Source organism: Desulfomicrobium salsuginis (assembly GCF_054657795.1).
Genome location: NZ_BAAHYA010000002.1, coordinates 1,192,110 through 1,217,929, shown reverse-complemented (window position 1 = coordinate 1,217,929; position 25,820 = coordinate 1,192,110). Strand labels below are relative to the sequence as shown.

30 protein-coding genes are annotated in these 25,820 nt (G+C 64.7%); 14 read left to right on the top strand and 16 right to left on the bottom strand.

All coding sequences use genetic code 11. The annotated features are described in order from the left end of the window. Positions 1 to 54: 54 nt before the first annotated feature. From ACYQ3G_RS12635 to ACYQ3G_RS12620, 4 genes are all read right to left on the bottom strand, one after another. Positions 55 to 1,266: an efflux RND transporter periplasmic adaptor subunit gene (locus ACYQ3G_RS12635; protein ID WP_459826162.1), complete on the bottom strand. Its 1,212-nt coding sequence runs from the start codon at positions 1,264 to 1,266 to the stop codon at positions 55 to 57. Beyond that, positions 1,263 to 3,626, bottom strand: coding sequence for an ABC transporter permease (locus ACYQ3G_RS12630; RefSeq protein WP_459826161.1), 2,364 nt, complete (start codon positions 3,624 to 3,626; stop codon positions 1,263 to 1,265). The genes ACYQ3G_RS12635 and ACYQ3G_RS12630 overlap by 4 nt, the downstream gene beginning before the upstream one ends. A 1-nt stretch (position 3,627) precedes the next feature. Next, complete coding sequence (locus ACYQ3G_RS12625; protein ID WP_459826160.1) at positions 3,628 to 4,350, bottom strand: ABC transporter ATP-binding protein; 723 nt, start codon at positions 4,348 to 4,350, stop codon at positions 3,628 to 3,630. A 411-nt stretch (positions 4,351 to 4,761) separates the two neighbouring features. Further along, on the bottom strand, positions 4,762 to 5,169 hold the full coding sequence (locus tag ACYQ3G_RS12620; RefSeq protein WP_051306853.1) for a cytochrome c3 family protein: 408 nt from the start codon (positions 5,167 to 5,169) through the stop codon (positions 4,762 to 4,764). Between the two features lie 284 nt (positions 5,170 to 5,453). Here ACYQ3G_RS12620 and fdhD point away from each other — a divergent pair, with 284 nt between their 5' ends. Further along, positions 5,454 to 6,248 carry a formate dehydrogenase accessory sulfurtransferase FdhD gene (gene fdhD, locus ACYQ3G_RS12615; protein WP_459826159.1) on the top strand — a complete coding sequence of 265 codons (795 nt, stop codon included), beginning with the start codon at positions 5,454 to 5,456 and terminating at the stop codon, positions 6,246 to 6,248. Beyond that, entirely contained in the window at positions 6,245 to 6,670 is a 426-nt protein-coding gene (locus ACYQ3G_RS12610) for a rhodanese-like domain-containing protein (RefSeq protein WP_459826158.1), read from the top strand. The genes fdhD and ACYQ3G_RS12610 overlap by 4 nt, the downstream gene beginning before the upstream one ends. Here ACYQ3G_RS12610 and yedF read toward each other — a convergent pair. Beyond that, entirely contained in the window at positions 6,667 to 7,287 is a 621-nt protein-coding gene (gene yedF / locus ACYQ3G_RS12605) for a sulfurtransferase-like selenium metabolism protein YedF (RefSeq protein WP_459826157.1), read from the bottom strand. The two genes, ACYQ3G_RS12610 and yedF, sit on opposite strands and share 4 nt — an antisense overlap. A gap of 126 nt (positions 7,288 to 7,413) precedes the next feature. Between yedF and ACYQ3G_RS12600 the strand changes: the two genes are divergently transcribed. From ACYQ3G_RS12600 to ACYQ3G_RS12580, 5 genes are all read left to right on the top strand, one after another. Then, a complete protein-coding gene (locus ACYQ3G_RS12600; protein WP_459826156.1) occupies positions 7,414 to 8,052 on the top strand; it encodes a lysophospholipid acyltransferase family protein in 639 nt (212 codons plus the stop codon). Continuing rightward, a complete protein-coding gene (locus ACYQ3G_RS12595; RefSeq protein WP_459826155.1) occupies positions 8,052 to 8,921 on the top strand; it encodes a lysophospholipid acyltransferase family protein in 870 nt (289 codons plus the stop codon). Before ACYQ3G_RS12600 ends, ACYQ3G_RS12595 begins: the two co-directional genes overlap by 1 nt. A 28-nt stretch (positions 8,922 to 8,949) precedes the next feature. After that, on the top strand, positions 8,950 to 10,653 hold the full coding sequence (gene ade / locus ACYQ3G_RS12590; RefSeq protein ID WP_459826154.1) for an adenine deaminase: 1,704 nt from the start codon (positions 8,950 to 8,952) through the stop codon (positions 10,651 to 10,653). A gap of 71 nt (positions 10,654 to 10,724) precedes the next feature. Continuing rightward, positions 10,725 to 12,446: a methyl-accepting chemotaxis protein gene (locus tag ACYQ3G_RS12585; RefSeq protein WP_459826153.1), complete on the top strand. Its 1,722-nt coding sequence runs from the start codon at positions 10,725 to 10,727 to the stop codon at positions 12,444 to 12,446. Between the two features lie 158 nt (positions 12,447 to 12,604). Next, positions 12,605 to 13,123: a chalcone isomerase family protein gene (locus ACYQ3G_RS12580; protein WP_459826152.1), complete on the top strand. Its 519-nt coding sequence runs from the start codon at positions 12,605 to 12,607 to the stop codon at positions 13,121 to 13,123. 102 nt (positions 13,124 to 13,225) lie between these two features. Here the strand turns inward: ACYQ3G_RS12580 and modA (ACYQ3G_RS12575) are convergent, their stop codons facing one another. Continuing rightward, positions 13,226 to 13,975: a molybdate ABC transporter substrate-binding protein gene (gene modA, locus ACYQ3G_RS12575; RefSeq protein ID WP_459826151.1), complete on the bottom strand. Its 750-nt coding sequence runs from the start codon at positions 13,973 to 13,975 to the stop codon at positions 13,226 to 13,228. Between the two features lie 258 nt (positions 13,976 to 14,233). On the opposite strand from modA (ACYQ3G_RS12575), the gene ACYQ3G_RS12570 reads away from it, so the two are divergent. Beyond that, positions 14,234 to 15,289, top strand: a complete 1,056-nt coding sequence (locus ACYQ3G_RS12570) for a TOBE domain-containing protein (protein ID WP_459826150.1) — start codon at positions 14,234 to 14,236, stop codon at positions 15,287 to 15,289. 64 nt (positions 15,290 to 15,353) lie between these two features. Here ACYQ3G_RS12570 and ACYQ3G_RS12565 read toward each other — a convergent pair whose 3' ends face one another. From ACYQ3G_RS12565 to modB, 7 genes are all read right to left on the bottom strand, one after another. Continuing rightward, positions 15,354 to 16,175 carry a transporter gene (locus ACYQ3G_RS12565; protein ID WP_459826149.1) on the bottom strand — a complete coding sequence of 274 codons (822 nt, stop codon included), beginning with the start codon at positions 16,173 to 16,175 and terminating at the stop codon, positions 15,354 to 15,356. 265 nt (positions 16,176 to 16,440) lie between these two features. Beyond that, a complete protein-coding gene (locus tag ACYQ3G_RS12560) occupies positions 16,441 to 17,163 on the bottom strand; it encodes a Rossmann-like domain-containing protein (protein ID WP_459826148.1) in 723 nt (240 codons plus the stop codon). 19 nt (positions 17,164 to 17,182) lie between these two features. Then, positions 17,183 to 17,845: a molybdate ABC transporter permease subunit gene (locus ACYQ3G_RS12555; protein ID WP_459826147.1), complete on the bottom strand. Its 663-nt coding sequence runs from the start codon at positions 17,843 to 17,845 to the stop codon at positions 17,183 to 17,185. A gap of 2 nt (positions 17,846 to 17,847) precedes the next feature. Then, positions 17,848 to 18,561: a molybdate ABC transporter substrate-binding protein gene (modA, locus tag ACYQ3G_RS12550; protein WP_459826146.1), complete on the bottom strand. Its 714-nt coding sequence runs from the start codon at positions 18,559 to 18,561 to the stop codon at positions 17,848 to 17,850. Between the two features lie 9 nt (positions 18,562 to 18,570). Beyond that, positions 18,571 to 19,266, bottom strand: a complete 696-nt coding sequence (locus tag ACYQ3G_RS12545) for an ATP-binding cassette domain-containing protein (RefSeq protein ID WP_459826145.1) — start codon at positions 19,264 to 19,266, stop codon at positions 18,571 to 18,573. A gap of 118 nt (positions 19,267 to 19,384) precedes the next feature. After that, positions 19,385 to 20,200, bottom strand: coding sequence for an ABC transporter ATP-binding protein (locus ACYQ3G_RS12540; protein ID WP_459826144.1), 816 nt, complete (start codon positions 20,198 to 20,200; stop codon positions 19,385 to 19,387). Then, positions 20,197 to 20,868 (bottom strand): molybdate ABC transporter permease subunit, encoded by a 672-nt coding sequence (gene modB, locus ACYQ3G_RS12535; protein ID WP_459826143.1) that lies wholly within the window; start codon positions 20,866 to 20,868, stop codon positions 20,197 to 20,199. Before modB ends, ACYQ3G_RS12540 begins: the two co-directional genes overlap by 4 nt. A 489-nt stretch (positions 20,869 to 21,357) precedes the next feature. Here modB and ACYQ3G_RS12530 point away from each other — a divergent pair, with 489 nt between their 5' ends. Beyond that, positions 21,358 to 21,549 carry a type II toxin-antitoxin system RelE/ParE family toxin gene (locus tag ACYQ3G_RS12530; protein WP_459826142.1) on the top strand — a complete coding sequence of 64 codons (192 nt, stop codon included), beginning with the start codon at positions 21,358 to 21,360 and terminating at the stop codon, positions 21,547 to 21,549. A 29-nt stretch (positions 21,550 to 21,578) separates the two neighbouring features. Here the strand turns inward: ACYQ3G_RS12530 and tnpC are convergent, their stop codons facing one another. The 3 genes from tnpC to tnpA are packed head-to-tail and all read right to left on the bottom strand — an operon-like array spanning position 21,579 to position 23,850. Beyond that, entirely contained in the window at positions 21,579 to 23,132 is a 1,554-nt protein-coding gene (gene tnpC, locus ACYQ3G_RS12525) for an IS66 family transposase (RefSeq protein ID WP_459821398.1), read from the bottom strand. 47 nt (positions 23,133 to 23,179) lie between these two features. Then, a complete protein-coding gene (gene tnpB / locus ACYQ3G_RS12520) occupies positions 23,180 to 23,530 on the bottom strand; it encodes an IS66 family insertion sequence element accessory protein TnpB (protein WP_459821400.1) in 351 nt (116 codons plus the stop codon). Further along, complete coding sequence (gene tnpA / locus ACYQ3G_RS12515) at positions 23,524 to 23,850, bottom strand: IS66 family insertion sequence element accessory protein TnpA (RefSeq protein WP_459821402.1); 327 nt, start codon at positions 23,848 to 23,850, stop codon at positions 23,524 to 23,526. Before tnpA ends, tnpB begins: the two co-directional genes overlap by 7 nt. Before the next feature lie 77 nt (positions 23,851 to 23,927). On the opposite strand from tnpA, the gene ACYQ3G_RS12510 reads away from it, so the two are divergent. The 5 genes from ACYQ3G_RS12510 (at position 23,928) to ACYQ3G_RS12490 (ending at position 25,729) form a co-directional block, all read left to right on the top strand. Then, complete coding sequence (locus tag ACYQ3G_RS12510) at positions 23,928 to 24,146, top strand: type II toxin-antitoxin system RelE/ParE family toxin (RefSeq protein ID WP_459828325.1); 219 nt, start codon at positions 23,928 to 23,930, stop codon at positions 24,144 to 24,146. Next, the gene (locus ACYQ3G_RS12505; RefSeq protein ID WP_459826141.1) at positions 24,143 to 24,460 is read left to right on the top strand and encodes an addiction module antidote protein; all 318 of its coding nucleotides are present in this window, start codon (positions 24,143 to 24,145) and stop codon (positions 24,458 to 24,460) included. The genes ACYQ3G_RS12510 and ACYQ3G_RS12505 overlap by 4 nt, the downstream gene beginning before the upstream one ends. A 156-nt stretch (positions 24,461 to 24,616) precedes the next feature. Next, positions 24,617 to 24,937 carry a putative quinol monooxygenase gene (locus ACYQ3G_RS12500; RefSeq protein WP_459826140.1) on the top strand — a complete coding sequence of 107 codons (321 nt, stop codon included), beginning with the start codon at positions 24,617 to 24,619 and terminating at the stop codon, positions 24,935 to 24,937. Between the two features lie 169 nt (positions 24,938 to 25,106). Then, on the top strand, positions 25,107 to 25,355 hold the full coding sequence (locus tag ACYQ3G_RS12495) for a type II toxin-antitoxin system Phd/YefM family antitoxin (RefSeq protein ID WP_459826139.1): 249 nt from the start codon (positions 25,107 to 25,109) through the stop codon (positions 25,353 to 25,355). Further along, complete coding sequence (locus ACYQ3G_RS12490; protein ID WP_459826138.1) at positions 25,352 to 25,729, top strand: type II toxin-antitoxin system VapC family toxin; 378 nt, start codon at positions 25,352 to 25,354, stop codon at positions 25,727 to 25,729. Before ACYQ3G_RS12495 ends, ACYQ3G_RS12490 begins: the two co-directional genes overlap by 4 nt. The last annotated feature ends 91 nt before the right edge of the window (positions 25,730 to 25,820 follow it).

Sequence of the window (25,820 nt, the reverse complement as noted above, 5' to 3'; positions counted from 1 at the left end):
CCCCCATCCGCACCTCAAGGGCGCTTTCCGCAGGTTATCGTCCGTTGCCCGGTATCAAAGCCCCTCCTCCCGCACCCGCATCCCGTCCGCAAGCGTGTCCGGCGGATGCAGGATGACCCGTTCTCCTTCCTTCAGCCCGTCCCGCACTTCGGCGTACAGGCCGTTCTCGCGTCCGATCCCCACCGTCCGCACCGCCGCCTTGCCGCCTTCCAGCACAAAGGCCATCCATTCCCCGCCGCGCCGGAACAGGGCGCTCGTCGGCACCTGCGGCACGTCCTCTCCCCGCCAGGTGACGATGCGCGCCTGCACGCCGTAGCGGTCGCCGAGCATGACCCCGTCGGGCAGGGCGCCCGTTAGTTCGGCCCGCACCTTGACCCGCTGTTCCTCCACGCCGATGGCCGAGACCTTGGTGAAACCGCCGGGCTCCACCGTCGTGACCCGCGCGCGCAGAACGCCTTCGCCGCCCCAGTGCTCGATGAGGGCCTCGGCGCCGGGGGCCACGGCCACGGCGTCCGTGGAAAGCAGCTCGATCTCGATCTCCAGGTCTCGCGGGTCGCCGACTTCCATGATGGGGGTGGACGGCGCCACGGCGCGGGCGTTCTCCTCCATGACGGCCAGCACGTACCCGTCCACCGGGGCCAGGATGGTTACGGCCTCGGTCCTGCCCGAGACGTCGCCGCGGCTCAGGGTCGCCCGGGCCGCTTCGGCCTCGTGCACGGCCACCTGCAGGGCGAAGGAGGCCGTCTGCAACTCCCGCTCCAGGACGCGGACCTGGTTTTCGGCCCGGTCCCAGTCCTGTCTGGCCACGGCGCCGTCGGCCAGCAGGGCGTCGAGACGCGAGAGGTCCGTGCGCGCCAGCCCGAGGCTCGTGCGCACCCGCTCCCGCTCGGCCCGCCTGGCCTGCACGGCCGCCTCGGCCGCCTGGAGCCTGGCCTGGGCTTCGGCCCGGGTGCGGGGTGTCAGGAAGGTCGACGGTTCGGGCGTCAGCACCGCCAGGACCGTCTTGCCCGCCTCGATGGGCGCGCCGGCGCGCAGGGCCACGCGCTGCAGGAAGCCCGCCATGGGCGGGAAGACCACATAGCGGCTGCGGATGCGCGTCTTGCCTTCCTCGGTCACGGTCACGGCCATGGGTCCGCGGGCCACGGCGGTCGTCTGCACCGGCATGGGCTTGGGCCAGAGCCCCGCCGCGAGGGCTGCGGCCAGCGCGAGGCAGAACAGGGTGATGAAGAGCGTGCGCCACGGGCGGCGCTTGCGTGCGGTGTTCATTCGGGAGCCTTCAGTACGGAGAGGAGTTGCAGGTTCCGGATGCGGCGCCCGACCACCAGGAATGACGCCAGGGAGGACGACAGGACGATGAGCACGGCCGTGGCGTAGGCCCTGTCCGTCAGCACCAGGGGCATGCGCACAGACTCGGTGTTGGCCGTCATGACCAGGACGCGGGCCAGCTCCCCGCCGATCCACAGCCCCGGCAGCAGGGCCGCCAGGGTCAGGACGGCCAGCTCCGAGAGCAGGATGACCGTGGTCTCGGCCTCGGAGAAGCCCAGCACGCGCAGGGTGGCCAGGTCGCGGGTGCGCTCGGACAGGGCGATGCGCGCCCCGTTGTAGACCACGCCGCAGGACACGATGACGGCGAAGGTGAAATAGACGCCCTGCACCACGCCCATCATGTCGCCCATGGCCGACCGGAAGCTCTCGCGGGCCGAGGACGTGAAGACGGCCGAGGCGATGGCCGGGGTGTCGGCGACCTCGCGCAGGAAGTCGTCGCGGCGGAGGTTGTCGAGGACCACGTGGGCCCCGCTGACGACGCGCTCCTCGCCCATGAGCCTGCCCAGGGCGTGGAGGTCCATGTAGGCCCCGACCCCGGCGAAGTCCGTGATGGTCCCGGCCACGAAGGTTTCGAGCACCGGGCGGCGGCCTTCCTGGACCTCGATGCGCACGGGGTCGCCGGGGGAGAGTTCCAGTACCTCGGCCAGCTTCTCGGACAGCAGCAGGCCGGACAGGGGCAGGTCCACGGCCCGCCCCCTGTCGTCCAGCAGCAGGTTCAGGCGCGCGTCGGGGGGGCGGCCCGTCAGGCCCACGCGGCGCTCCCGCAGGCCGTTCACGATGCGCCCCTGGACCACGCGGAAGGGCTCGGCGTGCAGCACGCCGGGCATGGCCGCCAGGGCGTGCAGGGCGGCGGGGGAGCCGGGTTCGATGAGGGTCACGGTGGCGTCCTGGCGCTGGGCCAGGCGCCACTGGAAGTCCATGAGGTAGTCGATGCCGTCGCCCATGGCGCCGGGCACGATGGGGATGGCCGTGGCCATGGCCAGGCCGAAGGCCGTGAAGAAGGCCTGCCAGGGCCTGCGCTCCAGGTTGCGCAGGGCCATGCGCTGCATGGGCGAGAGCAGGCGCATGAGCCCCATGCGCTCAAGGAACGACGGCTCGAAGCGCGCCGGCGGCTCGGGCCGCATGGCCTCGGCCGGGGGCAGGCTCACGGCCTGCCGCACGGCCCCCAGCACGCCCAGGAAGGACGCCCCGGCGCTGGCGCCCAGGGCCAGGCCCAGGGCCCACCAGTCGGGGCGGAAGACCAGGTTCGGGAACTGGAAGAACTTCCGGTAGATCCCCACCAGGTTGTCGCCCAGCCACAGGCCGATCACGGAGCCCAGCAGGGTGGCCGCCACCACGGCCGCCAGGGCGAACTGGAAGTAGTGCAGCCCCACGTCCGCCGAGGAGTAGCCGAAGGCCTTGAGCTGGGCGATCTGCTCGCGCTGCAGCCGCACCAGCCGGGTCAGGGCCGCGCTGGTCATGAAGGCCGCGATGGACAGGAAGATGACGGGGAAGGCCACGGCGAAGCCCTTGAGCATGGCGATGCGGTCGTCGATGAGCTTGGTCGAGACGTGCTCGGAGCGGTCGAAGGCCACGAGGGCGCCGTAGGGGGCCAGGATGCGGTCCAGGGTTTTCTTCACGGGGCCGGTTTCGGCCCCGGGCGCCAGGGTCAGGACGACGCTGTTGAAGGCGCCGCTCAGGGCGAAGGCGTCGGCCAGGGCGCCCTCGCTCATCCAGAAGATCCCGTAGCGGAGGTTGTCGGGCACGGTCTCGCCGGGCCGCGTCTCGTAGACGTATTCGGGCGACATGCCGATGCCGACGATGCGCAGGCTCGTGCGTGCCCCGTACATGGTCGCCTCCAGGGTGTGGCCGGGCACGAAGCCGTGGGTCTTGGCGAAGGGCTCGCTGACCACGACCTCGTCCGGGCTGTAGGGCTCGGGCAGGCGGCCCTGGCGCAGGTGCAGGCGGTTGACCTCGGTCTGCCGGCCGTCGGGCAGGGACAGGATCAGGCCGTCGGCCGGTTCTCGCAGGCCCGGCAGGTCGAGGGTCAGGGTGCCCCTGACGCGCGTCTCCAGGGCCGCCACGCCGTCGATCTCCTGCAGGCGCGCCTTCAGGGCGTTGGGGGCGCGCTTGAGGTCGCAGAAGACGTGGGCCAGGCGGTGAGAGGCGTAGTATTCGTCCCGGGCTGTCTCCAGGGACATGACCAGTCCGCGGGCCATGATCATGACCATGAGGCCGCAGGACATGACCAGGGCCACGGCCGCCATCTGACCTTTCATGGACCACAGGTCCCGCAGGAGCTTCACGTTCAGGGCGCGCATCTCACCACACCAGCTCTTCCGCCCGGCGGCGGGTGTCGTTGGTCCGGATGTCCGTGATGCGGCCGTCCGAGAGCAGGATGACGCGGTCGGCCATGTCCGCGATGGCCACGTTGTGGGTGATGACCACGGCCAGGGTGCCGAGCTCGGCGTTGATGCGCTCGATGGCCGAGAGCACCGTGATGCCCGTGCGCACGTCCAGGGCGCCCGTGGGCTCGTCGCACAGGAGCACGTCAGGGTTCTTGGCGATGGCCCGGGCGATGGCCACGCGCTGCTGCTCGCCGCCCGAGAGCTGGGACGGGAAGTGGTCCAGGCGCGCCGAAAGCCCGACCAGGCCCAGGGCCTCGGCCGGCTCCATGGGCTCGTCGGCGATGTCCGTGATGAGGGCCACGTTCTCGCGGGCCGTGAGGCTCGGGATGAGGTTGTAGAACTGGAAGATGAAGCCCACGGACTCGCGGCGGTAGGCCGTCAGGGTCCTCTCGTCGGCATGGGTCAGGTCCTGGCCGCGGTAGGACAGGGCGCCGCTGGTGGGGGTGTCCAGGCCGCCGAGGATGTTCAGGAGCGTCGACTTGCCGCTGCCCGAGGCGCCCAGAAGCACGACCAGTTCGCCAGGGAAGAGGTCCAGGCTGACCCCGCCCAGGGCGCGCACCTCAGGGGCCGCGCCGGAATGGTAGACCTTGGTCAGGTCGCGGGCGCAGAGGAGGGAGGAGGAAGGTGGTGCGGTCATGTCGGGGGCTCCGTGTATTGGTGCTGAACAACTGAAGCACGAATGTGGGTTTGAGGTCAATTTGTGCGGGGCCAGAAGAGGGGGGCGGTGGCACGTCCATATCGTCCATCAAGTCCACTTCGTCCATTCTTGGGAAAGTCGTGCAGAGCGGCGCGAGGCGCTTCGTTCCGGCAAGGGCCGGCGAAACTCCATCGCCGGCCTCGTAACGTTTTCCCGCCGCTTCTTCGGACTAAGGCTGGAGCTTCGGGCGACAGGCGACGGGAAAACGAACGATGCCTGGCTCAGTCAGACAGTCGACGACCCTTGCCGGAACGAAGCGCCCCGCTCGGGCGTCTCATGGGGCGGAAGAAAGCGGGAAAGATAGGGGGAGGGGAAAAAGAGGCGCCCCCGGGAGGTGGGGGCGCCGGAAGATCACTTCACGTGGCAGCTGTTGCAGGCCAGGGGAGCTTCGCCCTGTCCCTGCTTCTTGAGGTCGCGGTGGCAGCCCACGCAGCTCTTGGAGGTGTCCTTGGTGGTGTGGAAGGCGTTGTAGAGGGAACTCGCGGTCGTGCGGTCCTTGGCGTTGTCGTGGCAGCCTTCGGACATGCAGCTCTGGAAGGTGTAGGTCTGCGGCACGGTGTGGTGGCAGTCCTGACATGCGATGTGCATGTGCGAAGCGTGGTTGAACGTCACTTCGGCTTTCTTGGGGGTGTAGTCCTTGACGCCCTTGGCGCTCATCAGGACGCTCTCGGGCATCTCGACGCTTCCGGCCATGGCGGTGGCGACACCGCCCAGAATCAGCAGCCCCACGAGCAGGGCAAGGGTTCCAATCCGTTTCATCCGATCCTCCTTGAAATGTTCTTCAATCACGCACGAGGCCCGCGGTTCCGCCGTTTCCGGGGACAGGTCGGCGGCGGGCCGGCATCCCTCGACAAAGTTTTTCCCTGTATATTCATCCCTTGCGGAGGGCAAGACTTTAAATGTGAAGTTTGTCACGAGGTGGGCGCTGTCGGTCCCGTACGCCCATTCGGCATGATCGCGTCTTGACAGGCCCCGGCCTGCGGGTAGGAATCGGGACGGCGCGCGCTCGGCACGGCGGCGCGAAAACAGAGCAAGGAGCGTTCATGCCCGACCCACAGCCCCTCGAACCCCTGGTCCAGATGGACATCGTCAAGGTTACGGCCGCCGGACCCGCCCACGAGATGGACGTAGTGGCCACGGAAGTGCCCGTGACCATCATGGCCGGGGACACGGAAATCGCCACCCTGATGTGCACCCCCGAACATCTGGACGACCTGGTCAGAGGCTTTCTGCACACCTCGGGACTTCTGGACAGGCCGCAGGATTTCCTCGGCAGCGAGGTCGACCCGGCCGTGTGGGCCGTGCGTGTCTCCCTGGCCACGGCCGTGGACCCGCAGCGCCTTTCGCGGCGCACCTTCACCTCGGGCTGCGGCAAGGGCGTCATGTTCGCCAGCGCCGCGGAGCTGGAAGTCCGCTCGCCCCTGGCCGGCGGCTTTTCCCTGCCCGCCGCGCGCATCCAGGAGCTGGCCAACTGGTTCCGGCGCTATTCCGACCTGCACCACGCCACGGGCGGGGTGCACACCGTGGCCCTGAGCGTCGAAGGCCGGGAGCCGGAGCTCATCCGCGACGACGTCGGGCGCCACAACGCCGCCGACAAGGTCGTGGGGCGGGCCCTGCACGACGGCATCGACCTGTCCCGCACGGTCATGGTCACCTCGGGCCGCATCTCCTCGGAGATCGTGCACAAGGGACGGCGGGCCGGCATCCCCATTCTCGTCTCCCTCGGCGCGCCGACCCACCAGGCCGTGCTCCTGGCCCGCGACATGAACCTGACCCTCATCGGCTTCGCCCGGCAGAACCGGTTTTCCATTTTCGCCTCCGCGGAACGCGTGGCATGAGCGGGTCGACGTGCCGCCGGGTCGCGCTGGCCGTGACATGGTTCATGGCCCTGCTGCTGGCGGGGTGCCTGCGGGAGGACGCGCGGCTCCTGGAGCCGCGGGCGGCCCTTGAACTCGTGGAGCGCAACCGGGGAAAGGCCGATTTTTTGATCCTTGATGTGCGCACGCCGGGGGAGTTCCGGCAGGGCTATATCGAGGGGGCGGTCTTGCTGGACTACTATGAGCCGGATTTCCGGGAGCGTTTCGCGGCCTTGGACCGCACGGCGACCATTTTCACCTACTGCCGCAGCGGCAACCGCAGCTCGCACGTGCTGGCCCTGGCCGACGAACTCGGCTTCCAGCGCGTCTTCGACCTGCGCGGCGGGATTCTGGCCTGGAAGAGCGAGGGGTTGCCCCTCGCTGGAAGCGGGACTGCCCCCTAAAGGGTAATGATTTTGTCGGCGACGTGCTGACTGGTGACCACGTCGAGCATGTTGGTGACCTCGCCCACGACCTTGCGGTCCATGAGCTTGAAGAATTCGAGGCAGGTGCCGCAGACCAGGATGGACACGCCGGCGGCTTCGAGTTTTTTCAGGTGCTCCGAGGCCGGGTTCGAGTCCGTGGCCAGCCTGACGGCGCTGTTGACCAGGATGATGCGCCACAGGGCGTCGCCCAGCTCCGGCAGGGTGGCCAGGAAGTTGCCCATGAGGCGCGAGCCCAGGGTGTCGTCACCCTGGCCGATGACGTCGCGGGTGATGAAGACGAGGATTTTCGGGGCGCAGACCGGGCAGGACCGCTCCGAAGGTTGCGTTGCGGGGGCCGCCGCTGCGCCTTCAGCCCCTGCCGTGCGGGAAGCGGTGATGGTCCACAGGCCGCCGTCCTTGCGCATGTCGTCGATGCGCATGCCCTTGCTGGCCAAATAGCGGCTGACATTCTCCTTGGCCGCGTCGTTGTCCACGATGACCTGCATGTCCTGCGGCGACTCGGAGTCCAGAAGCTGCTTGCAACGCAGCACGGGGTTGGGGCATGGTTCGCCTTCGCAATTGAGAATGATGGGCATGGCCGGGCTCCTTGTTTTTTTTTTCGATGCATTACGCAGCGTTGCGGAGCGGTCAAATCGTTTTGATCTATCAAGTTACCATTTGACCATCGGCAAATCCGATTCGATTTTTAACAGGAGACAGCAGTGCGCCTTTCCTTCCCCCCGCGGCTCATCGGGGCCATCCTCGTGCCGATCGTGCGCCTGTGGTGCATGACCTTGCGGCTGGAGCGGCGCAACCTGGCCGTTTTCAAGGATCCGGCCCTGCGCGCCAGGCGCCCGGTCATCATCCTCTGGCACGACGAGATCTTCCCCCTCATCCCCTCCCATTCCGACGAGCACATGGCCTGCGTGGTCAGCCAGAGCAAGGACGGCGAGCTTCTGGCCACGGTTCTCGAGGGCTTCGGGTTCAGGACCGTGCGCGGGTCCAGTTCCCGTGGCGGGATGCGCGCCCTGGTCGCGGCCAAGCGGTTCATGGAGGAGCACGACCTGGGGGTCATCTTCACCGTGGACGGTCCGCGCGGGCCGCGCCACAAGGTCAAGCCGGGGGCGGTCTTCCTGGCCAACCTGGCCGGGTCGCCCGTGGTTCCCGTACGGGTGGTCATGGAGCGGGCCAAGATATTTCACAAGGCCTGGGACAAGTTCCAGCTGCCCTGGCCCTTTTCGCGTTGCGTCATCGTCTACGGCGATCCCGTCGACCTGCCGGACTGCACCAGGGATCCCGAGGAAATGCAGCGCCAATGCGAGCGCATCGAAGAACTCATGAACTCCTTGGGAGCCATCTGATGCGGCAACTTCTCTACAACGCCTTCCTGCCCCTGTGCTCGTCCCTGTCGCTGAAGGACATCCATGCTTTCGGGAGAGGTCTGGGCTGGTTGATGTGGACGGCCTTGCCCGCGCGCAGAAAGGAAACGACGGCCCGCATCCGGGACCGCCTCGGGCTGGAGGAACGCCAGGCCAGGGAACTGGCCAGGGCCAGCTTCCGGCACAGCGCCTGCGCCTTTCTGGAACTTTTTCATGCCCGTTACATGGACTATCGTTTCCTGGCGGAGCGCGTCGAATACGAAAACCCGGAGCTTTTCGCGCGCATGTGCTCCTCGCCAAGGCCCATCGTCGGGGTGACCGGGCATCTCGGCAGTTGGGAACTGCTGGGGGGAGTTCTCAAATGCTTCTCCAGCAAAACCGATTGCCAGGTCGTGGTCCGTCTGCCCAAGGACCCTGCCCTGTCCGACCTGCTCATGCACATGCGCTCCCAGAGCAAGATCAGGGTCCTGCCGCATCGCGACGCCGCGGTCTCGGCCCTGGGGCAGTTGCGGGGAGGTGGCTTGAGCGCCTTCCTGGTCGACCATAACTGCAGGCGCGCCGAAGCCCAGTTCCTGCCGTTTCTGGGCGAAGTCGCGGCCGTCAACAAGGGGCCGGCCATCCTGGCCCTGCGGGCCAAGGCCGAGGTCTGGCCCTGCTTCCTGCTTCGCTTGCCCGAGGGGCGCTTCCGCTTCGTGACCCTGCCCTGCCTGGACACCGCCGGGCTGACGGGGAGCAGGGCGGAGCGCATCGAGAGCATCTGCCGCTTTTACACCGACGCCGTGGAGCGTATGGTCCTCAGGCATCCGGAACAGTGGTTCTGGATGCACCGCCGCTGGAAAACCCGTCCCTGACCACCACATACAGACGCGAGGTGACGCCATGTCCTTGAATCGACTCATTCCCGCCGCCAGGGGAGAAGCCCCGGCGGATCTTCTCATACGCGGATGCATGCTGGTCAATGTCCTGTCCGGCGAAATCCACCCCGCGAGCATCGGCGTCAAGGACGGAGTGTTCCTCGGCATCGGCGACTACGAGGCCGAGGAAACCCTGGACGCCGAAGGTCGCTTCCTCTGCCCGGGGCTGGTGGAAGGGCACATCCACATCGAATCGACCTTGCTCGACCCCGTGCGTTTCGCCCGGGTGGCCGCCGGCCACGGCACGGCCGTGACCGTCTGCGACCCCCACGAGCTGGCCAACGTGCTGGGCCTCGACGGCATCCGCTGGCTGCTGGAGACCACCTGCAAACTGCCCATGGAGATCCGCTGCATGATGCCGTCCTGCGTGCCGGCCACGCACCTGGAGACGGCCGGGGCCAGGATCTCGCCTCAGGAAATTCAGGCCATGCTTGAGGATTTTTCCGAGCGCATGCCCGGTCTGGCGGAAATGATGAATTATCCCGGCGTGCTGTTTCAGGACCCGCAGGTCCTGGCCAAGCTCGTCGCAGCCGGGACGAGGCCCATCGACGGCCACGCGCCTGGGCTGACGGGCCTCGACTTGAACGCCTACATCCTGGCCGGTCCGGGGAGCGACCACGAGGCCGTGCACCTGGCCGAGGCCCGGGAGAAGTTGCGCAAGGGCATGCACGTCATGCTCCGCGAGGGCAGTTCCGAGAAGAACCTCGTGGAGCTGCTGCCCCTGGTCAACGATTTCAACAGTCAGAACTGCTCCCTGGTGACCGACGACCGCCACTGCGACGACCTGTTGCGCCAGGGCCACCTCGACCACGCCGTCCGGCTGGCCGTGAACAACGGCCTCTCGCCCCTGCGGGCCATCCAGATGGCCTCCATCAACACGGCGCGGTATTTCCGCCTGCACCGCAGAGGGGCCGTGGCCCCGGGCTACAGGGCGGACTTCATTCTCCTCGACGACCTGGATTCCTTCGCCATCTCCTCCGTCCATCTGCGCGGCAGGCATATCGACGACCAGCCGTGGGACGCCGCCCCCAGCGGCGTGACGGTGACGGGCAGCGTCCGTCTTGGTGGCCTGTCCACAGATTGTCTCGACATCCCGGCCCGGGACGGGCGGGTCCGCGTGATCCGCACGGTGCCGGGACAGATCGTGACCGAGGTCGACCTCGTCAAGCCCAGGGTCGAGGGCGGCCTCGTCTGCGCCGACCCTGACGCGGACGTGGCCAAGCTGGCCGTGTTCGAACGCCACCACGCCACCGGGGGCAGGGGGCTGGGGCTGGTGCGGGGTCTGGGCATCCGGCGGGGCGCCCTGGCCGGAACCGTGGCCCACGATTCCCACAATCTCATCACGGTCGGCGTCTCGGACGCCGACATGATGCTGGCCGTGCGGACTTTGGAGGCGTGCGGCGGCGGCTATGTCTGTGTCGAAGGCGGCCGGGTGCTGGAGCTTCTGCCCCTGCCCCTGGCCGGGCTCATGAGCGACCGCGAACCCGCAGAGGTCGCGGCGGGCCTGGATCGCCTCAACGCCGCGGCCCGGTCCCTGGGCTGCCCCGCGGACATCAACCCGTTCATGCAGCTGTCCTTCCTGTCGCTACCGGTCATCCCGAAGCTGCGACTGACCGACAGGGGGCTGGTGGACGTTTCCTCCTTTGATTTTGTGTCGTTACACGAATAGTGCTTGCGTTCGTCTGTACGTGCAATTAATTATTCTTCCTGCTTGAAAACGGCGCAACTGAGGAGAAAATTATGTGGGCGCGACTGAGTCTGAAGTGGAAGATACTGCTGATTACCGGCTGCGGCCCACTGGTCCTGGCGCTGGTCATGGCCTGGATGCACATACGCGACGTCACGGACGCCGCCATTGGCGGCAAGCTCAAAGAGAGCCGCTCCGTGGTCATGATGGCCGAGTCCGTGCGCGAGGACATGGCCCACAAGCACAAGCTCGGAGTGCTCCGTCCGCTGGATGAACTCAAGGATGATCCGGCCAGGCTGCTGCAATCCGTGCCCATCGTCACGGCCATGAACACGGCCGCGGCCAAGGCCGCGGAGGCCGGGTACGAGTTCAAGGTGCCCAAGGAGAGCCCCCGCAACCCCAAGAACGCGCCCAATGACCTGGAACGGAAGGTGCTGGCCGAATTCAGCTCCTCGAACATCCAGGAAAAGGTCATCGTCGAGAAGGACAGACTCCTCTATTTCAAGCCGATCCGTCTGTCCGAGGACTGCCTGTACTGCCACGGCGACCCCAAGGGCGAGAAGGACCCGACCGGGGGCGTCAAGGAAGGATGGAAGGCCGGCGAGGTGCACGGCGCGTTCGTCGTCATCTCCTCCTTGAAGGAGACCAACGCCGCGATCCTGTCCAGCGAGCTTACCGTCGGTGCGGTCACCATGGGCATACTCCTGCTGGTGGGCGCCGTTTCCTGGCTGCAGATCCGGGCCAGCGTGCTGCGGCCACTGCGCGAGGCCGGCGACTACCTGGAGCGCCTGGCCGACGGCGACATGACTGGCGAACTGACGGTCAGCCGCAAGGACGAGCTGGGCGACATGCAGGGGCACCTCAACCACATGGCCTCGAACCTGCGGGTCATTGTCCGGGACATCACCGAGCGGGCCAGAGTCCTCCTGGGCTCCTCGGCCGAGCTGGAGACGATGTCCGACGGGCTGCTCAGGAGCGCCGAGGAGCTTTCGGCCAAGTCGAACACCGTGGCCACGGCCTCGGAGGAGATGAACGCCAACATGAACTCCGTGGCCGCGGCCATGGAGCAGGCCTCGACCAACGTCGGCACCGTGGCCACGGCGGCCGAGGAGATGAGCGCCACCATCCACGAGATCGCCGGCAACACGGACAAGACCCGCGAGGTCACCCAGCGCGCCGTGGCCAAGGCCAACTCGGCCTCGCAGCGCGTGGATCAGCTCGGGGTGGCTGCCCGCGAGATCGGCAAGGTCACTGAGGCCATTACGGCCATATCCTCCCAGACCAACCTTCTGGCCCTGAACGCGACCATCGAGGCGGCACGTGCCGGCGAGGCCGGCCGCGGCTTCGCCGTCGTGGCCAACGAGATCAAGGAGCTGGCCAACCAGACGGCTTCGGCCACGGAGGAGATCCGAGACCGCATCGCCGGCATCCAGGGCTCCACGACCGCGACCATCGAGGAGATCGGCCAGGTCATGGCGGTCATCGAGGAGGTCAGCACCTTCGTCTCGACCATCGCCGCCGCCGTGGAGCAGCAGTCCGCCGCCACCCGCGACATCGCCGAGAACGTCGGCCAGGCCTCCATGGGTATCCAGGAGGTCAACGAGAACGTGTCCCAGGCCTCGGTGGTCACGGGCGAGATCGCCAAGGACATCGTCCAGGTCAGCACCGCCTCGGGGCGCATCTCGACCAACAGCACGGAGCTCAAGCAGAGTTCCGAAAACCTCTCCCTGCTGGCCAGGGCTCTGGAGGGGCTGGTCAAGAAGTTCAAGGTGTGACGGGTCGTTGCCGAAATTGATCGAGACAGAACGCGTCCTTCGGGGCGCGTTCTGTCTTTCACCCCCCAGGCCCTTCCGATTGTCGCTTCCTTCCCGGTCTTTTTCGTCATACCTCTCCATCATGGACGTCCGCATTGCGTCCGAGGGAGGTAATGCACATGAAAGGCTTTCTTCGCGCCTGGCTCCTGATCCTGCTCCTTGCGGCAGACGCCCTGTCCGCACCCGCACATCTCTACAGATACATGGACAACCCGCAGCCCGTGGGCAGCGGCAACCTGAGTTTCCTGGTCTGGAACGTCTACACCGCCACCCTGTACGCGCCCGCCGGGAGCTGGCGCCCTGACGGGCCCTTTGCGCTGCATATCGTCTATCACATGGAACTCAAGGGGGCGGACATCGCGACGAGGAGCATCGAGGAAATGCGCCGGCAGGGCCTGGACGACCCTGAAACGCTGCGGCGCTTCGGGGCGCGCATGGAAGCGATTTTCCCTGACGTCGTCAAAGACATGACCCTGACGGGGGTGCGCGACAGGGCGGGAGGCACGCTGTTCTATAGGAACGGCGTTTTTATCGGAGCCATACGGGAACAGGAATTCACGGACCGCTTTTTCAATATCTGGCTTTCGCCCGAAACGAGCGAGCCGAAGCTCCGCGCCCGACTGCTTGGCGGCAGTTGAGCACAGGCCCCGGCGGACGGTGCGCACGGCGCCGGGGCTTGGGGAGCTTTCTCTCCACACACTTTCAAGGCGGCATGGAGCCCCCCTGAAAGCGCGTGGCGTCTAGGGCTTCTTGAAGCCGTACCTGGCCAGGATGGCTTGGCCTTCGGCGCCCTTGACGAAGTCGATGAAGGCCTGGCCCAGGTCCTTGCTCTTGGAGGTCTGCACGAGGGCGATGGGGTAGCTGATGGGCTTGTGGCCGGCCACTTCGGCCGCGACCTTGACCTTGTCGGCGCGCAGGGCCGCGTCAGTGGCATAGACGAAGCCGGCCTGGACCTCGCCGCGGACCACGTAATCCAGGGCCTGGCGTACGCTCTCGGCCAGCACGAATTTCGACGTCAGAGCGTCGTAGAGGCCGGCCGCGGTCAGGGCGCCCTTGGTGTAGCGGCCGACGGGGACGGATTCGGGGTTGCCGATGGCGACGAGCTTGATCTGTTCGCCCTGCAGGTCAGCGGGACCGGTCAGGGGCTGGGCGCCTTCGGCCGGCACGACGAGCACCAGGGCGTTGCCCGCGAAATCGACCCTGGTGGAGGGGTCGACGAGCTTTTCGGCCTTGTTCATGGTTTCCTGGTCGGCGGACGCGAAAACATCCACGGGCGCGCCCTGCTCCATCTGCTGCAGGAGCGGGCCCGAAGCCGCGAAGTTGAAGACGATGGTGGTTCCGGGGTGGGCCTTTTCGAAGGGGCCTTTCATGTCCTGGAAGGCGTTGGTCAGGCTGGCCGCCGCGGAGACCAGCAGGTCGCCGGCGAAAACGGTCGTCGAGAAGAGGATGAGGACAAGGGACAAAAGTGCAGTCAGCGTTCGTGATTTCATTATGGTCTCCTTTCCAGGTTGGTGTTGATTTTCCTCTGGCCTCGGGCAAGCCTGTTTGGCAACGTGGTCACGCATGCAGGCCAAAGCGTGACTGCATTGCTCATGTCTTTGCGTATCGTGCATGTGTTTTTAAGGGGGGATTGCATGACTCAGTCCGGCGCAGCCTTGCAGATTGATACAAATAAAATGGATCAACTTGATCCGAATGCATTGCTACATCTTGCCTTTTTGGCCCAGGAGGAGATTTCTCGGCGCGGCATGGGAATCCCGGCCGCCGGGACCGGGAAGGCGCCCAAGGCGGCGCGCATGTTCCAGGTTCCCGACACGGTCAAGCATCTGAGTCTGGCTCAGCTCGACGCCCTGACCAGGTCTTTCCGCGACTGGCTGCTCGCGGCCCGCGACACCCGCACCCGGCAGGGGCGCATGCGCATGTGGCTGCTGTTCCTGCTGCTGCGCCATACGGGCATGCGCCTCGGCGAGGCCCTGGAACTCGACGACCGCGAGGATTTCGACTTGGCCCGCGGCGTGGTCCGGGTCAGGGGAGAGGCGTCGCGCGAGATCCCGCTGCCCGTGGAGGTCGTGGACGGTCTGACGCTGTTCTTCGACGACCCCATGAGCATGGAGCTTCGCGGCCAGGTCTTCCGCCTGGACCAGGGCTACGTGCGACGCAAGTTCTCCGAGCGCGGCCAGGGCACGGACATCCCGCGCGACCTCCTCAACCCGCGCGTGCTGCGGCATTCCCGCGCGGTGGAACTGCTGCGCGGCGGGGTGCCGCTGGTCGTGGTCGACGCCATGCTCGGCCACCAGAACCCGTCCTCCCAATATGTCAGCTTTTCCGATGCCGACACCAGGAGGATCATGAACCATTACATCTACGAGGAAAGAAAGATGAAGACGTCGGCCCGCAACATGTTCGTCGGTCAGATCAGCGCCATCCGCGACGGCGCCATCCTGAGCGAGGTGGAGGTGACCACGGCCTCGGGCCTCAAGGTCGTGTCCGTCATCACCAAGGAGAGTTTCCAGAATCTGGGTCTGGCCATGGGCATGACGGTCATCGCCACGGTCAAGGCCCCGTGGGTCGTGCTGGTCAAGGAGGACTCCATGTTCAAGACCAGCGCCCGCAACAAGTTCTGCGGGAAGATCTCGGCCGTCAACGTCGGTCAGATCGCGGCCGAGGTGGTGGTGGACCTGGCCGACGGCACCAAGATCACCTCGCTCATCACCGACGAGTCCGTGAGCAAGCTCGACCTCAAGGTCGGCGACGACATCTGCGCCATGGTCAAGGCCTTCTCGGTCATCCTGACCCTCGAATAGACCTTCCGGATTCCTTTGTGTGCGGGGCCCGGTGCGACGAGTTCGCGCCGGGCCCCATTTTTTTTCAGAACTGCATCGCCAGCTTGGCGACGACGCGGTAATCCTCGACGGGCTGGGTGCCGTCCATGTCGGCGTACACGGTGATGGGCGCGGCCAGCCCCAGGACCATGTTCAACGGTTCGACCCTCAAGCTCAGCTCGGGGCCGAGGAAGATCATGTCGCAGCCCGAGTTGGGATCCTTCCTGGTCACGCCCGGAGCCATCTGCTGCGTGTTCTTCTCCTGATGCACCCCGTTCATGGCCAGGCCCGCGGTGAGACATTTGCTCAAGGCGAAGCCGTAGCCGAGATCGTACTGGAACATGTCGCCCTTTTCCAGGTCATGCTCCCCCTCGGTGTTCAGCGTGCACATGAGCTGTCCGTCCAGGCGGGATCGGCCGAATACCCGGGACGCGCTCAGGGAGGCCTTGGGGTTCCAGGAACCTGTGCTCAACTGCAGAAAAGGCCCCATGTACGGCTGCGTGCCGAAGGTATTGCGGTTGTCGCTGTCGGCCGTGGGGATTTCAAGGCCCAGGCCCAGGGCCAGGGAAAGCGGGTCGCCCTTCTTCTGCGACAAGGCCTGCCAGCGTCCCATGACCTGGATGTCGCCCAGGCCCTGGACATCGCTTTCATCCGTCAGCCCTTTGGCGTTCTTGCGCTCCAGTTCCTTGTCGAAGGCCGTGGCCGTGACGAACGCTTCGAAGCCTTCGAACACCCCGGCGCGGAAGGTCAGCTGGCCGGCGTGGGCCGTACGTCTGCGCTTTCCGAAGCCGGGATCGTCCTTGGATGAACCCGTGTAGATCTTGAACTGGTCATAATAGACGTATTTGCCGATTACGGCGAATTTCATGGGATCGAAAACATTGCCGTCTTGAAACGTGACCGGTGCGAGTGGCTTCGGTTTTGCCGCTGAAGTCGCGTTGTCTGCATATGCTGCAGATGACAGCAGGATGCAAAAAGAAATGATTGAGAGCAGTAAAAGACGCATATGGATCTCCTTGTGATGATTTGAAAATTCATATGCGTCATTTTTATCGAGTTGGTCTATGCTGTCACGGATGTGATCGAAAAAGTGATTGCGGGATAAATTGGATAATGATGTTCGAAATTCATTCTTACATGCTGCACGGGCAGAATCGTTCCCATCCCATGAGGGCCGCAGCTCCCGCGATGGTGGTGCCGTAGAAGATGACCGGCTTTTCCGTCAGGAAAATGTCGATGGTCCCGTTGGCCAGGGTCGTGCCCGTGACCAGGAGCAGGTCGGCCCAGCGCAGGACGTCGGCCGTGGCGTTCCCGCCTTCGATGAGGGCGCCGTGCCGGACCTGGCCGATGTTGTCGGGGTCGAGGTCCAGGACGCGCATGGTGAATTCGCCGCTCAGTGCCTTGATCATGGCCGGCTGGAACCCGGCCATGCCGATTTTCGGGGCGCCGTGACGTTCCCGGATGTGCGCGGCGATGCGGCTCGAACACTCGGCCGGGCCGGCGTCTTTGCAGTGAATGGTGCACTCGGCCCTGTCCATGCTGCGCATGACGGCGTTCAGAGTGGCCACGAAGACGGCACTGGCCTTGGGTGCGGTCAGGTCCAGGCGGGCGATGTCGGCCAGGGTGCCCTGATAGTTGCCGTAGGTGTCGGTGAAGGCCTGCCCTTTGGCACCCTTGAAGCGCGCCTCCATGAGCTTTTCCTTGCCTTTCTGGATCGGGAAATCCTGGCCTTCGGGCTTGCCGATGGCCTGTTCGACGGTCAGCGGCGCGGCCGTGACCTCGACGGTTTCGTCCATGAGGCCCGCATCCTTCCAGATGTCGACAGCCCGCTGGCGGACCTGTTCAAGAGTGTTCATTGTGGTTCTCCGTGTGTTTTTAGATGGCGGACAGCCGTTTGAGCGTGAGGAGCATCCCGCCGGAGATCGTGGCGATGATGGCGCACAGGGCCATGGCGCGGTCGAGCTCGCCGGTGAAGACGCAGTTGTAGATTTCCAGGGACAGGGTGTTGGTCCGGCCGATGATGTTGCCGCCGAGCATGAGCGTCACGCCGACCTCGCCCATGGACCGGCACAGGGCCAGGAGCCACCCGGCCAGCACCGGCCTGCGGACCGTGGGCAGCAGGACCAGACGGAACGTCTGCCAGGGCGTCTTGCCGAGGACGGCCGCCACTTCGGACAGGCGCTTGCCCTGGTTGCGCAGGGCCGCCTCCACGGGCTTGACCAGCAGGGGCAGCCCCGAAACCATGGACGCCAGGACCAGCCCTGGAAAGGCGAAGACGACGTCCACGGGCATGACGGCCGCCAGAGGGCCGTTTCGACCGAGCAGCATGAGCAGGATGAAGCCCGTGGCGATGGGCGGGAAGACCAGCGGCACGGCCACGAGGAAATCGACCACGGTCCGGGCGGGCGAGGGTTTTCCGCTCAGGTACCAGGCCAGGAGCACCCCGCACGGCAGCAGCGCGCCCCCGGCGCTGGCCAGGACTTTCAGGGTCAGGAGCAGCGGACCGATGGTCCTCGGGTCGGTCAGCGACTCCAGCATGCCTACAGTCCGTGCGCGGCGATGATGGCCTTGGCGCCGTCCGTGCCGAGGAAGTCGGCGAACGTGCGGGCGGCGTCGGGGGACGGGGCGTTTTCCATCCGGATGCAGGCGATGGACACGGGCTTGTAGAGCTTCTCGTCCATCTCCCTGTACCCGCCGATCTGGTCGGGAGCGGCCAAAGCCTGGGTCAGGTTCATGAACCCGGCGTCGACCTCGCCCGTGGCCAGGTAGGTGAAGACCTGCGGCACGGTGCCCACGACCACGAGCTTGTCCTTGAGGGGTTCGCGCAGGCCGCTTGCGTCCAGGTACTGGGCGGCGGCCTTGCCGTAGATGGTTCGCTCCGGGTCGGGCATGGCGATGCGCGCCACGGCCGGGGACTTCAGGTCGGCCGGTTCGTCCTTGCCCTTGGGCCAGGCCAGGACGAGGCGCCCCCTGCCGAGGGCGGCGCTTTCGGCCAGTGGCAGGGAGGCGGCGCGCAGGAAGCCTTCCTCGCCGATGAGCAGGTCCACCTTGCCGCTGGTCTTTGCCTGGCCGATGACCTGGCCCATGTTGCCGTAGATGCGCTCCACAGTCGCCCCGGAGTTTTTTGTGTACGCGTCGGCCAGGGCGTCGACCACGGGTTTGTAGCCGGCGCCGGACGCGATGAGCAGGGTCTCACCGGCCAGGGCAGGGAGGGCGAGGAGGAGGAAGAGGAGGATAAGCAGCGATTTTTTCATGTCGGGTCCTTATGCGCAGACGCGGGTTGAGAGACGGCCGGCGGCATGCCGCGCCCCGGCGATGGCTCCCGTGAGCCATTCGGGGTCATGGCGGCCGTCGGTCATGGGAAAGATGGAGTCGCCCAGTTCAGAGGCTTCGTGCAGGTCGTGGGTGACCAGCAGCACGGGGATGTTCAGGCTTGCGGTCAGGTGCAGGAGTTCGCGTCGCAGGTCCTTGCGCGTGGGCGCGTCCAGGGCCGAGAAGGGTTCGTCCAGCAGCAGGATGTCGGGGCTGCTGGCCAGGGCCTGGCACATGGCCGCACGCTGGCGCTCGCCGCCGGAGATGGCTTCGGGCTTGCGCCGGGCCAGGCGCCGGATTCCGAAGCGGGTCAGCAATGTGTCGACCATGGCTTTGTCGGGACAGGAGAAGGCGACGTTTTTCTCGACGGTCAGGTGGGAGAAGAGGGGGTAGTCCTGGAAGACCATGCCGATGCGCCGTTTGCGCGTCGGCATGTCCGTTCCGGCCGCCTTGTCGAAAAGCACCCTGCCGCCGAGCTCGATGCGCCCCCAGTCCGGAGTTTCCAGACCGGCCACGAGCCGGATGAGGGTGCTTTTTCCCGCGCCCGAGGGGCCGACGATGGCCGTCAGCTCTCCCCGTGCGCAGGACAGTTCGAGGCGCAGGTCGAAATGCGGCAGACGTTTGCGTAGCTGGATGCAGAGTCCCATGCGATGCTCCGGGCTTGTCGGTCCGGGGTGATGGAATCGGACCGTATTTCCCTCTGAGTTAAAGGGAAAAGGTTGCGCCCTGCAACGAGGTCACGGAAGGGGATGGAAGCGTGACCGTTCAGACGGTCTGCGTCTGGGCGGCCAGAAAGAGAGGGTCGAGAATCTGTCGGGCGGACTCCGTCCTGCGGCGCGTCTCGTAGTCGACCACGTCCAGGACCCGGCCCCGGCCGAAGGCCACCAGGGTCTGGGCGAAGTGGTCCACGTCGTCGAGGTCGTGGCTGACCATGACCATGGGCATGTCGAAGCGCTCCAGGATGGCGAAGAGCTCGGCGCGCATGCGCTCGCGCAGGGGCTGGTCCAGGGCGGTGAAGGGCTCGTCCAGGAGCAGGAGGTCCGGTTCCGTGGCCAGGGCCCTGGCCAGGGCCGTACGCTGGCGCTGGCCGCCGGAGATCTGGTTCGGGCGCTGTCCGGCCAGATCGCCCAAGCCGCAAAGTTCCAGCAGCTCGTCGACGCGCCGCCGGTGGGCGGGCTTCAGGGGGCCGAGGAAGGGTTTCAGGCCGAAGGACACGTTCTCGCGCACAGTCAGGTGCGGGAGAAGAGCGTAGTCCTGAAAGACTATGCCGACGTTGCGCCTGCGGGCCGGCACGTTCAGGCCGGAGGCGGCGTCGAAGAAGGTCCGGCCCCGGACCTCGATGCGTCCGGTCCGGGGTTTGAGCAGCCCGGCCAGGGCCATGAGCGTCAGGCTCTTGCCCGAGCCCGAGGGGCCGAAGAGGGCGATGCGCCGTGACGATGCCTCGAATTTGGCCTGCAGGCAAAACTCCGCCCCGGGTGCGCAGACACGGGCCTCGATGTCGCAGGTCACGGTCGGGGACGTTGTCGTTGGGGCCGAAGAGGCGTGCGAGGTCTCGGTGCGGCTGATGAAGAACATGTTCATGCCTGCCATTTCGGGGTCAGCAATCGCCCCGAGACCCAGAGGATGAGGGTGCACAGCACGGAAATGACCAGCACGAGCTGCGCGGCCAGGCTGTCCTGGCCGGCCTGGGTGGCGCTGTACACGGCCAGGGACAGGGTCTGGGTGCGGCCGGGCAGGTTGCCGGCGATCATCAGCGTGGCCCCGAACTCGCCCATGGCCCGGGCGAAGGCCAGCATGGTGCCCGCCAGGATGCCGCGCCCGGCCAGGGGCAGGCAGACCTGCAGGAAGACGCGCCACTCGGGGTAGCCCATGGTCCGGGCCGCGTCCTCGAACTTGCGCTCCACGCCGTCCAGGGCGGCTCGGGCCGACTTGAAGATGAGGGGGAAGGAAACCACGGCGGCGGCGATGACGGCCCCCTGCCAGGTGAAGATGAGCGTCACCCCGAAGGCGTCCTGCAACCAGCGCCCCAGGAAGCCGTTTCGGCCCAGGAGAACGATGAGGTAGTAGCCCAGGACCGTGGGCGGCAGGACCATGGGCAGGCTCAAGATGGAGTCGAGCAGTTCCCTGCCCGGAAAGCGGAAGCGGTGGAAGACCCAGCCCATGGCCACTCCGGCACCCAGGGAGGTCAGGGTGGCCAGGGCAGCCACGCGCAGGCTGAGCTGCACCGGGAAGAGAAAGGTCATGTCCATTCGCATTTTCCGTGGCGAGGGTTGGGCGGTGTTCCGCCTTGGGTGAGTTAGAGGCTCTTGAGCAACAACCGGGCCGCAGGAGGTGTTTCCGACGTCGCTTCTCGGACTTCCAAGATCCCTTAGCTTTCCGGCCCGTTGGCCTCAACCCGGTCACGGTGGCGCGGAAAAGCGTGATCGGGAGCTGCGATGATATCCGTTCCTTTCCGGACGGGTTGCGCTGTGGATTGCTACATATTTGCAGCAGATTACATAAACGTAGTCATTGTGCGTGCAGATATCGCGCACTTTCGAATATTTTTGCGATGCCGCGTTATTCTCTTCCAAAGCATCTCACACTTCAGTCCCTGTGCATACCGCAAACCGCGTAGCTTCGGTGTCGCAGCGGTATACGATGCGCCGAATGTCCATATCTTTGCTTCTCCATTAAATCCAGGGCTCCATTCCGGTTCACCGGAGCGTGGCGGATAATTTTGGCCAGAGGAGTTGACTGTGGGTAGATTAAAAACTACTAAAATGAACGAGAGCACGAGATTTGAAATCGTCGTCTATCAGACAATCGAAGGGATAGCCCCGTTCGAAGGCTGGCTTCTCAAACTGCGCGACAGGCTGGCCAAGGTGCACGTCTTGCGGCGCATTCAGCGTAACCGCTCAATCGCCCCCATCTTCCATGGTGGCAAATGATCTGCGATAAGGCATGAAGGAAAAATACCCTATTTTTTGCGCGGTTTGGGCTTGGGGAGGCTTGGGAGAAGGGATCGGTCCACGTGCTGCGGCATGAGCGCCCGCATGTCTTCCGTGGTCTGCGTTGCGGGGAAGCGTTCGAAGAGGAATTTCAGGTAGGCCTGGGGCTCGATCTCGTTGGCCTTGGCGGTTTCCACCAGGGAAAAGAGCATGGCGCTGGCGTCAGCGCCCTTGGGGGCGCCGGCAAAGAGCCAGTTTTTCCGACCCAGGGCCACGGGGCGGATGGCGTTCTCGGCCGCGTTGTTGTCGGGCGTGAGCAGGCCGCAGTCCACGTAGCGCACGACCCGGCGCCACTGGTTTCGGGCGTAGGTCATGGCCTGCCCGAGCAGGCTTTTGGGCGGGACGTGATCGATGCGCTCATCGAGGATGGTCCGTATCGCGTCGAGGATGGGTACAGCCAGTTCCCTGCGTTTGGCGACCTTTTCCTCCGGCTCCAGTTCTTTGATGTTGTGCTCGACCTTGTAGAGCAGGCCGATGAGATCCAGGATCTCCTTGGCCGTCCCGTGCATGATCTTTTTCGAGGTCGCCTTCTGGACGTCCATGAACTTACGACGGATGTGGGCCATGCAGCCGACATGGATGATGCCATCCGATTCACCGAGAGTCTGGTACCCGGAGTAGCCGTCGGTCTGGATGTAGCCCTTGTACTCGCCCAGATACTCTCTGGGGACGGAACCCGATCTGGACGGATCGTAACGATAGACCACGGTCGGCCGCTCGGGGTTGCCGCCACGGAAGAGCCACAGGTACGACGTCGAGGTATCGGATCGTCCAGGCTCCTTGAGGACTTGCAGGGTGGTTTCGTCCATGTTGATGACCGGGCCGGATCGGATCTCCGCCTGGAACAGTTCATGGAGCGGTTCCAGCGCCTTGGCCACGGCCATGGCCCATCCGGACATGGAATGGCGCGGAATGTCCACGCCCAGGCGGGCGAACTGCTTGGTCTGGCGGTAGAACGGCATGGCATCGACGAACTTTGCGGTGATGACCTGCGCCAGCAGGCTCGGCGTGGCGATGCCCTTGGGGATGATCTGCGGCGGCATGGGCGCAATGCGCACCACCGGCATGCCCTCCTCGCCGTCACAGGCCGGGCAGGCGTACTTGGGCCGGATATGGCGCTCGACCTGCATGATGGCCGGGACGTAGTCGAGCTTTTCGGAGACTTCTTCGCCGATGCGCTTCAGGCAGGTCCCGCAGGCGCAGACTTTCTGGTCCTCGGGCAAATCGTGAGTGATTTCGATGCGCGGCAGATTGTCCGGCAGGGGCTTACGTCCCCGCTTTGCTCTGGTGTGGGCCGGGACCTCGACGACGGGTACTTCTACCGGTTTCGCCTCTGCGATCCTGACGATGGGAAGCGGCAGAATGCCCTGGTAGAGGTCTTTGGATTTCTCGGACTTGGGAGCGTACAGGGCGGCCTGCAACAGGGCCACGCGGTCCTGGAGATGGTTAATCTGCTGGTAGCAGTCGCAGACCAGATGCTTGAGTTGCCCGACGTCGTCGGGAAGGTTTTCAATGTCTCCCATGCAAATGCATTTAGCAATAATGCATTGAAATAGCAAGGATTTTATTGCTAGAGAACCGATTTGTAGTATAGTCTTTGATGGGCTCCTTGCGGCGTCAGCGTGAGTCCATCAAGGAGCCAGCCGAGCTGCTGCGGGGTGACGTTCATGACCTCGGACACCCGCTCGGGCCAGCAGAAACGATGCTTCTCCAGGCGCTTGTACCAGAGACAGAATCCGTTGTGGTCCCAATACAGCACCTTGATGGCGTCGCGCCTGCGGTTGCAGAAGACGAAGAGGTGCCCGGAGAAAGGATCCAGATCAAGGATTCCCTGGACCATCATGCTCAGCCTGTCGATACCGGCCCGCATGTCCGTGGTGCCGGGAGCGAGATAGACCTTGGCCGCGGGCATCCTCAGCATCGGGGCTCCAGCACGGATAACAGCCGGGTCAGCGTGACCTCGTCGAAGTCGGCCGGGATATCGAGGGCGTAACGGGTGCCGACCATCAATCCGATGGACGGAGCCTTCGGTGCCAGGGTGAATGGGAGAGGGACGATTGCGGGCGGCAAGGCGGACACGTCCACTGATGCCGAGCGCGATTTACGCAGCCAGTACCGGAATGAGCTGAAATTCAGGCCGTGCGCCGTGCAATACGCGGCCTTGCTCATGCCGCTGTGCCGCCAATGCTCAACATGAGCGAGCCATCGGGCAGCGCGGTTCTGGCGGATGTGAGATTTCATAAGGACCTCCTTGGATTGAAGGTCCTTTATCTCATAGCTTGAAATTATTGGAAGATGGGCTTCGCTGAGCGCTTACCATTCAGCGTGCAACTCTGGGAAATTTCGGTGACCAGAGGGGACTCGGCGATGGATTGTCCGAACTGCGCATTAACCACGGGCCTGGATATCGAGTGTACTACACGCAGGATGGCAACACGATCGTTCTGTTACTGTGTGCCGGGGACAAGCATACCCAAACTGCGGACATTCAGCGGGCCAGGGAATACAGGGCCGACTATGAACGGAGGAAGAAATGAGCGCTACAAAGCCCTTTGATGAAGTGGCCATAAGGATGTACCGGGAAGATCCCGCTTTGGCGGCGGACATGCTCAATGCATGCCTGGAAGACGGCGATACGGAAGGATTCTTGCTGGCGCTGCGCCATGTTTCCAAGGCTTTTGGCGGCATGCCTGAAGTTGCCAGGGCTACAGGCCTGCACGAAAAGACGCTCTACAAGAGCCTTTCCAAGAAAGGAAATCCCAACCTCAAAACGCTGATGGGTGTGGCTGGAGCAATGGGGATGCGGATCGCCTTGGTCCCTGCGGAAAAGCAGTGTGACCACCGTGTGTGATTTTTATTTCCCAGAACTTCTGCCACCACGAAAATTCGCATAACGGCGGATTGTCATTCTTGCTTGCGCTCTCCACCTCTTTTCCTGTAGCTCAATGCATTCGGTCCCGAGTCGTGCATTGCGCACAAGGCAACTCAACAACATCAGGAGAATGACATGTTCGCTGTAATGGTCAATGTTCACATCAAGCCGGAATACAGAAAGGAATTCGTGGAGGCCATGCTTGACGACGCACGCGGGTCCGTGCGGAACGAGAGCGCATGTCTGTTGTTCAATGTGGTCCAGGACAGCGAGGACGAGAACTGCCTGCACCTTTACGAAGTCTATGCCAGCGCCGAGGCCTTCGAAGAGCACAAGAAGACCCCGCATTTCGTTCGCTGGGTGGAGACCACCAAGAACTGGCTCGCCAGCCCCTTGGAGATCGCAACGGGTGTCCATCTTTTTCCCGATGACGGAGTCTGGAAAAAGCAGGCCTGAGGGCCTGTTTCGGGGTAGAGACTGGGGGGGTCAGATCTTGAATATTGAATTTTCTCCGTCTGGGTCTCTGAGACTGCCTCACACATATCCCTGCATGCACCCAATATTGACGTCGGGCTAAGCCATGGCTAAGTCTTTTCTTAAAAGACAGATTACAAAGGAGGGCTTTATGTCCACAGCCATAGTGCCGATGCACAAGGCAAAGAGTACCCTTTCACAGTTGGTCAAGCGTGCCGCCGGGGGTGAAACCATTTTCATCGGCAGCTATGGCCGGGCGGAGGCCGTACTTTCTTCAGTCGCCAACGCCAAGCCCAAGAAACGCCTTGGTCTTCTGGAAGGCAGGCTGATTGTTCCCGATGATTTTGACGAACCCTTGCCTGCGGAAATTCTAGCCGCTTTTGAGGGGAAAGCCAAATGAGGCTGCTGCTGGATACCAACGCGCTGCTCTGGGCGCTGGTCAATGGACTGCGCATTGACCCGGTGAGAGAGCTGTTGCTTGCGGATGAGAACGAAGTTTTTGTGAGCACCGTCTCCTGGTGGGAAATCGCCATCAAAACGAATATCGGAAAACTGGACGCCAACTTGACCGAACTTCGCGCTTCAGCGCAGGAAAGCGGGTTTCTGGAGCTGCCGCTTCTCGGCTCCCACGCGGAAATGCTGGCGACGCTATCCAGGTACCACAACGATCCTTTTGATCACATGCTGGTGGCTCAGGCCATGGCCGAACCCATGCGGCTGATCACCGGCGACGGAGTCCTCGCCAAGTACACGCCTCTGGTCATTCTCATCTAGTCCGACGGGGTCTCTGGCCGAGTCTGTGAGGTCGACAGCATTCGTGCTTTCCGACTCAAAACTTCCGCATTCTGATGAAGCCGGTTCCTCG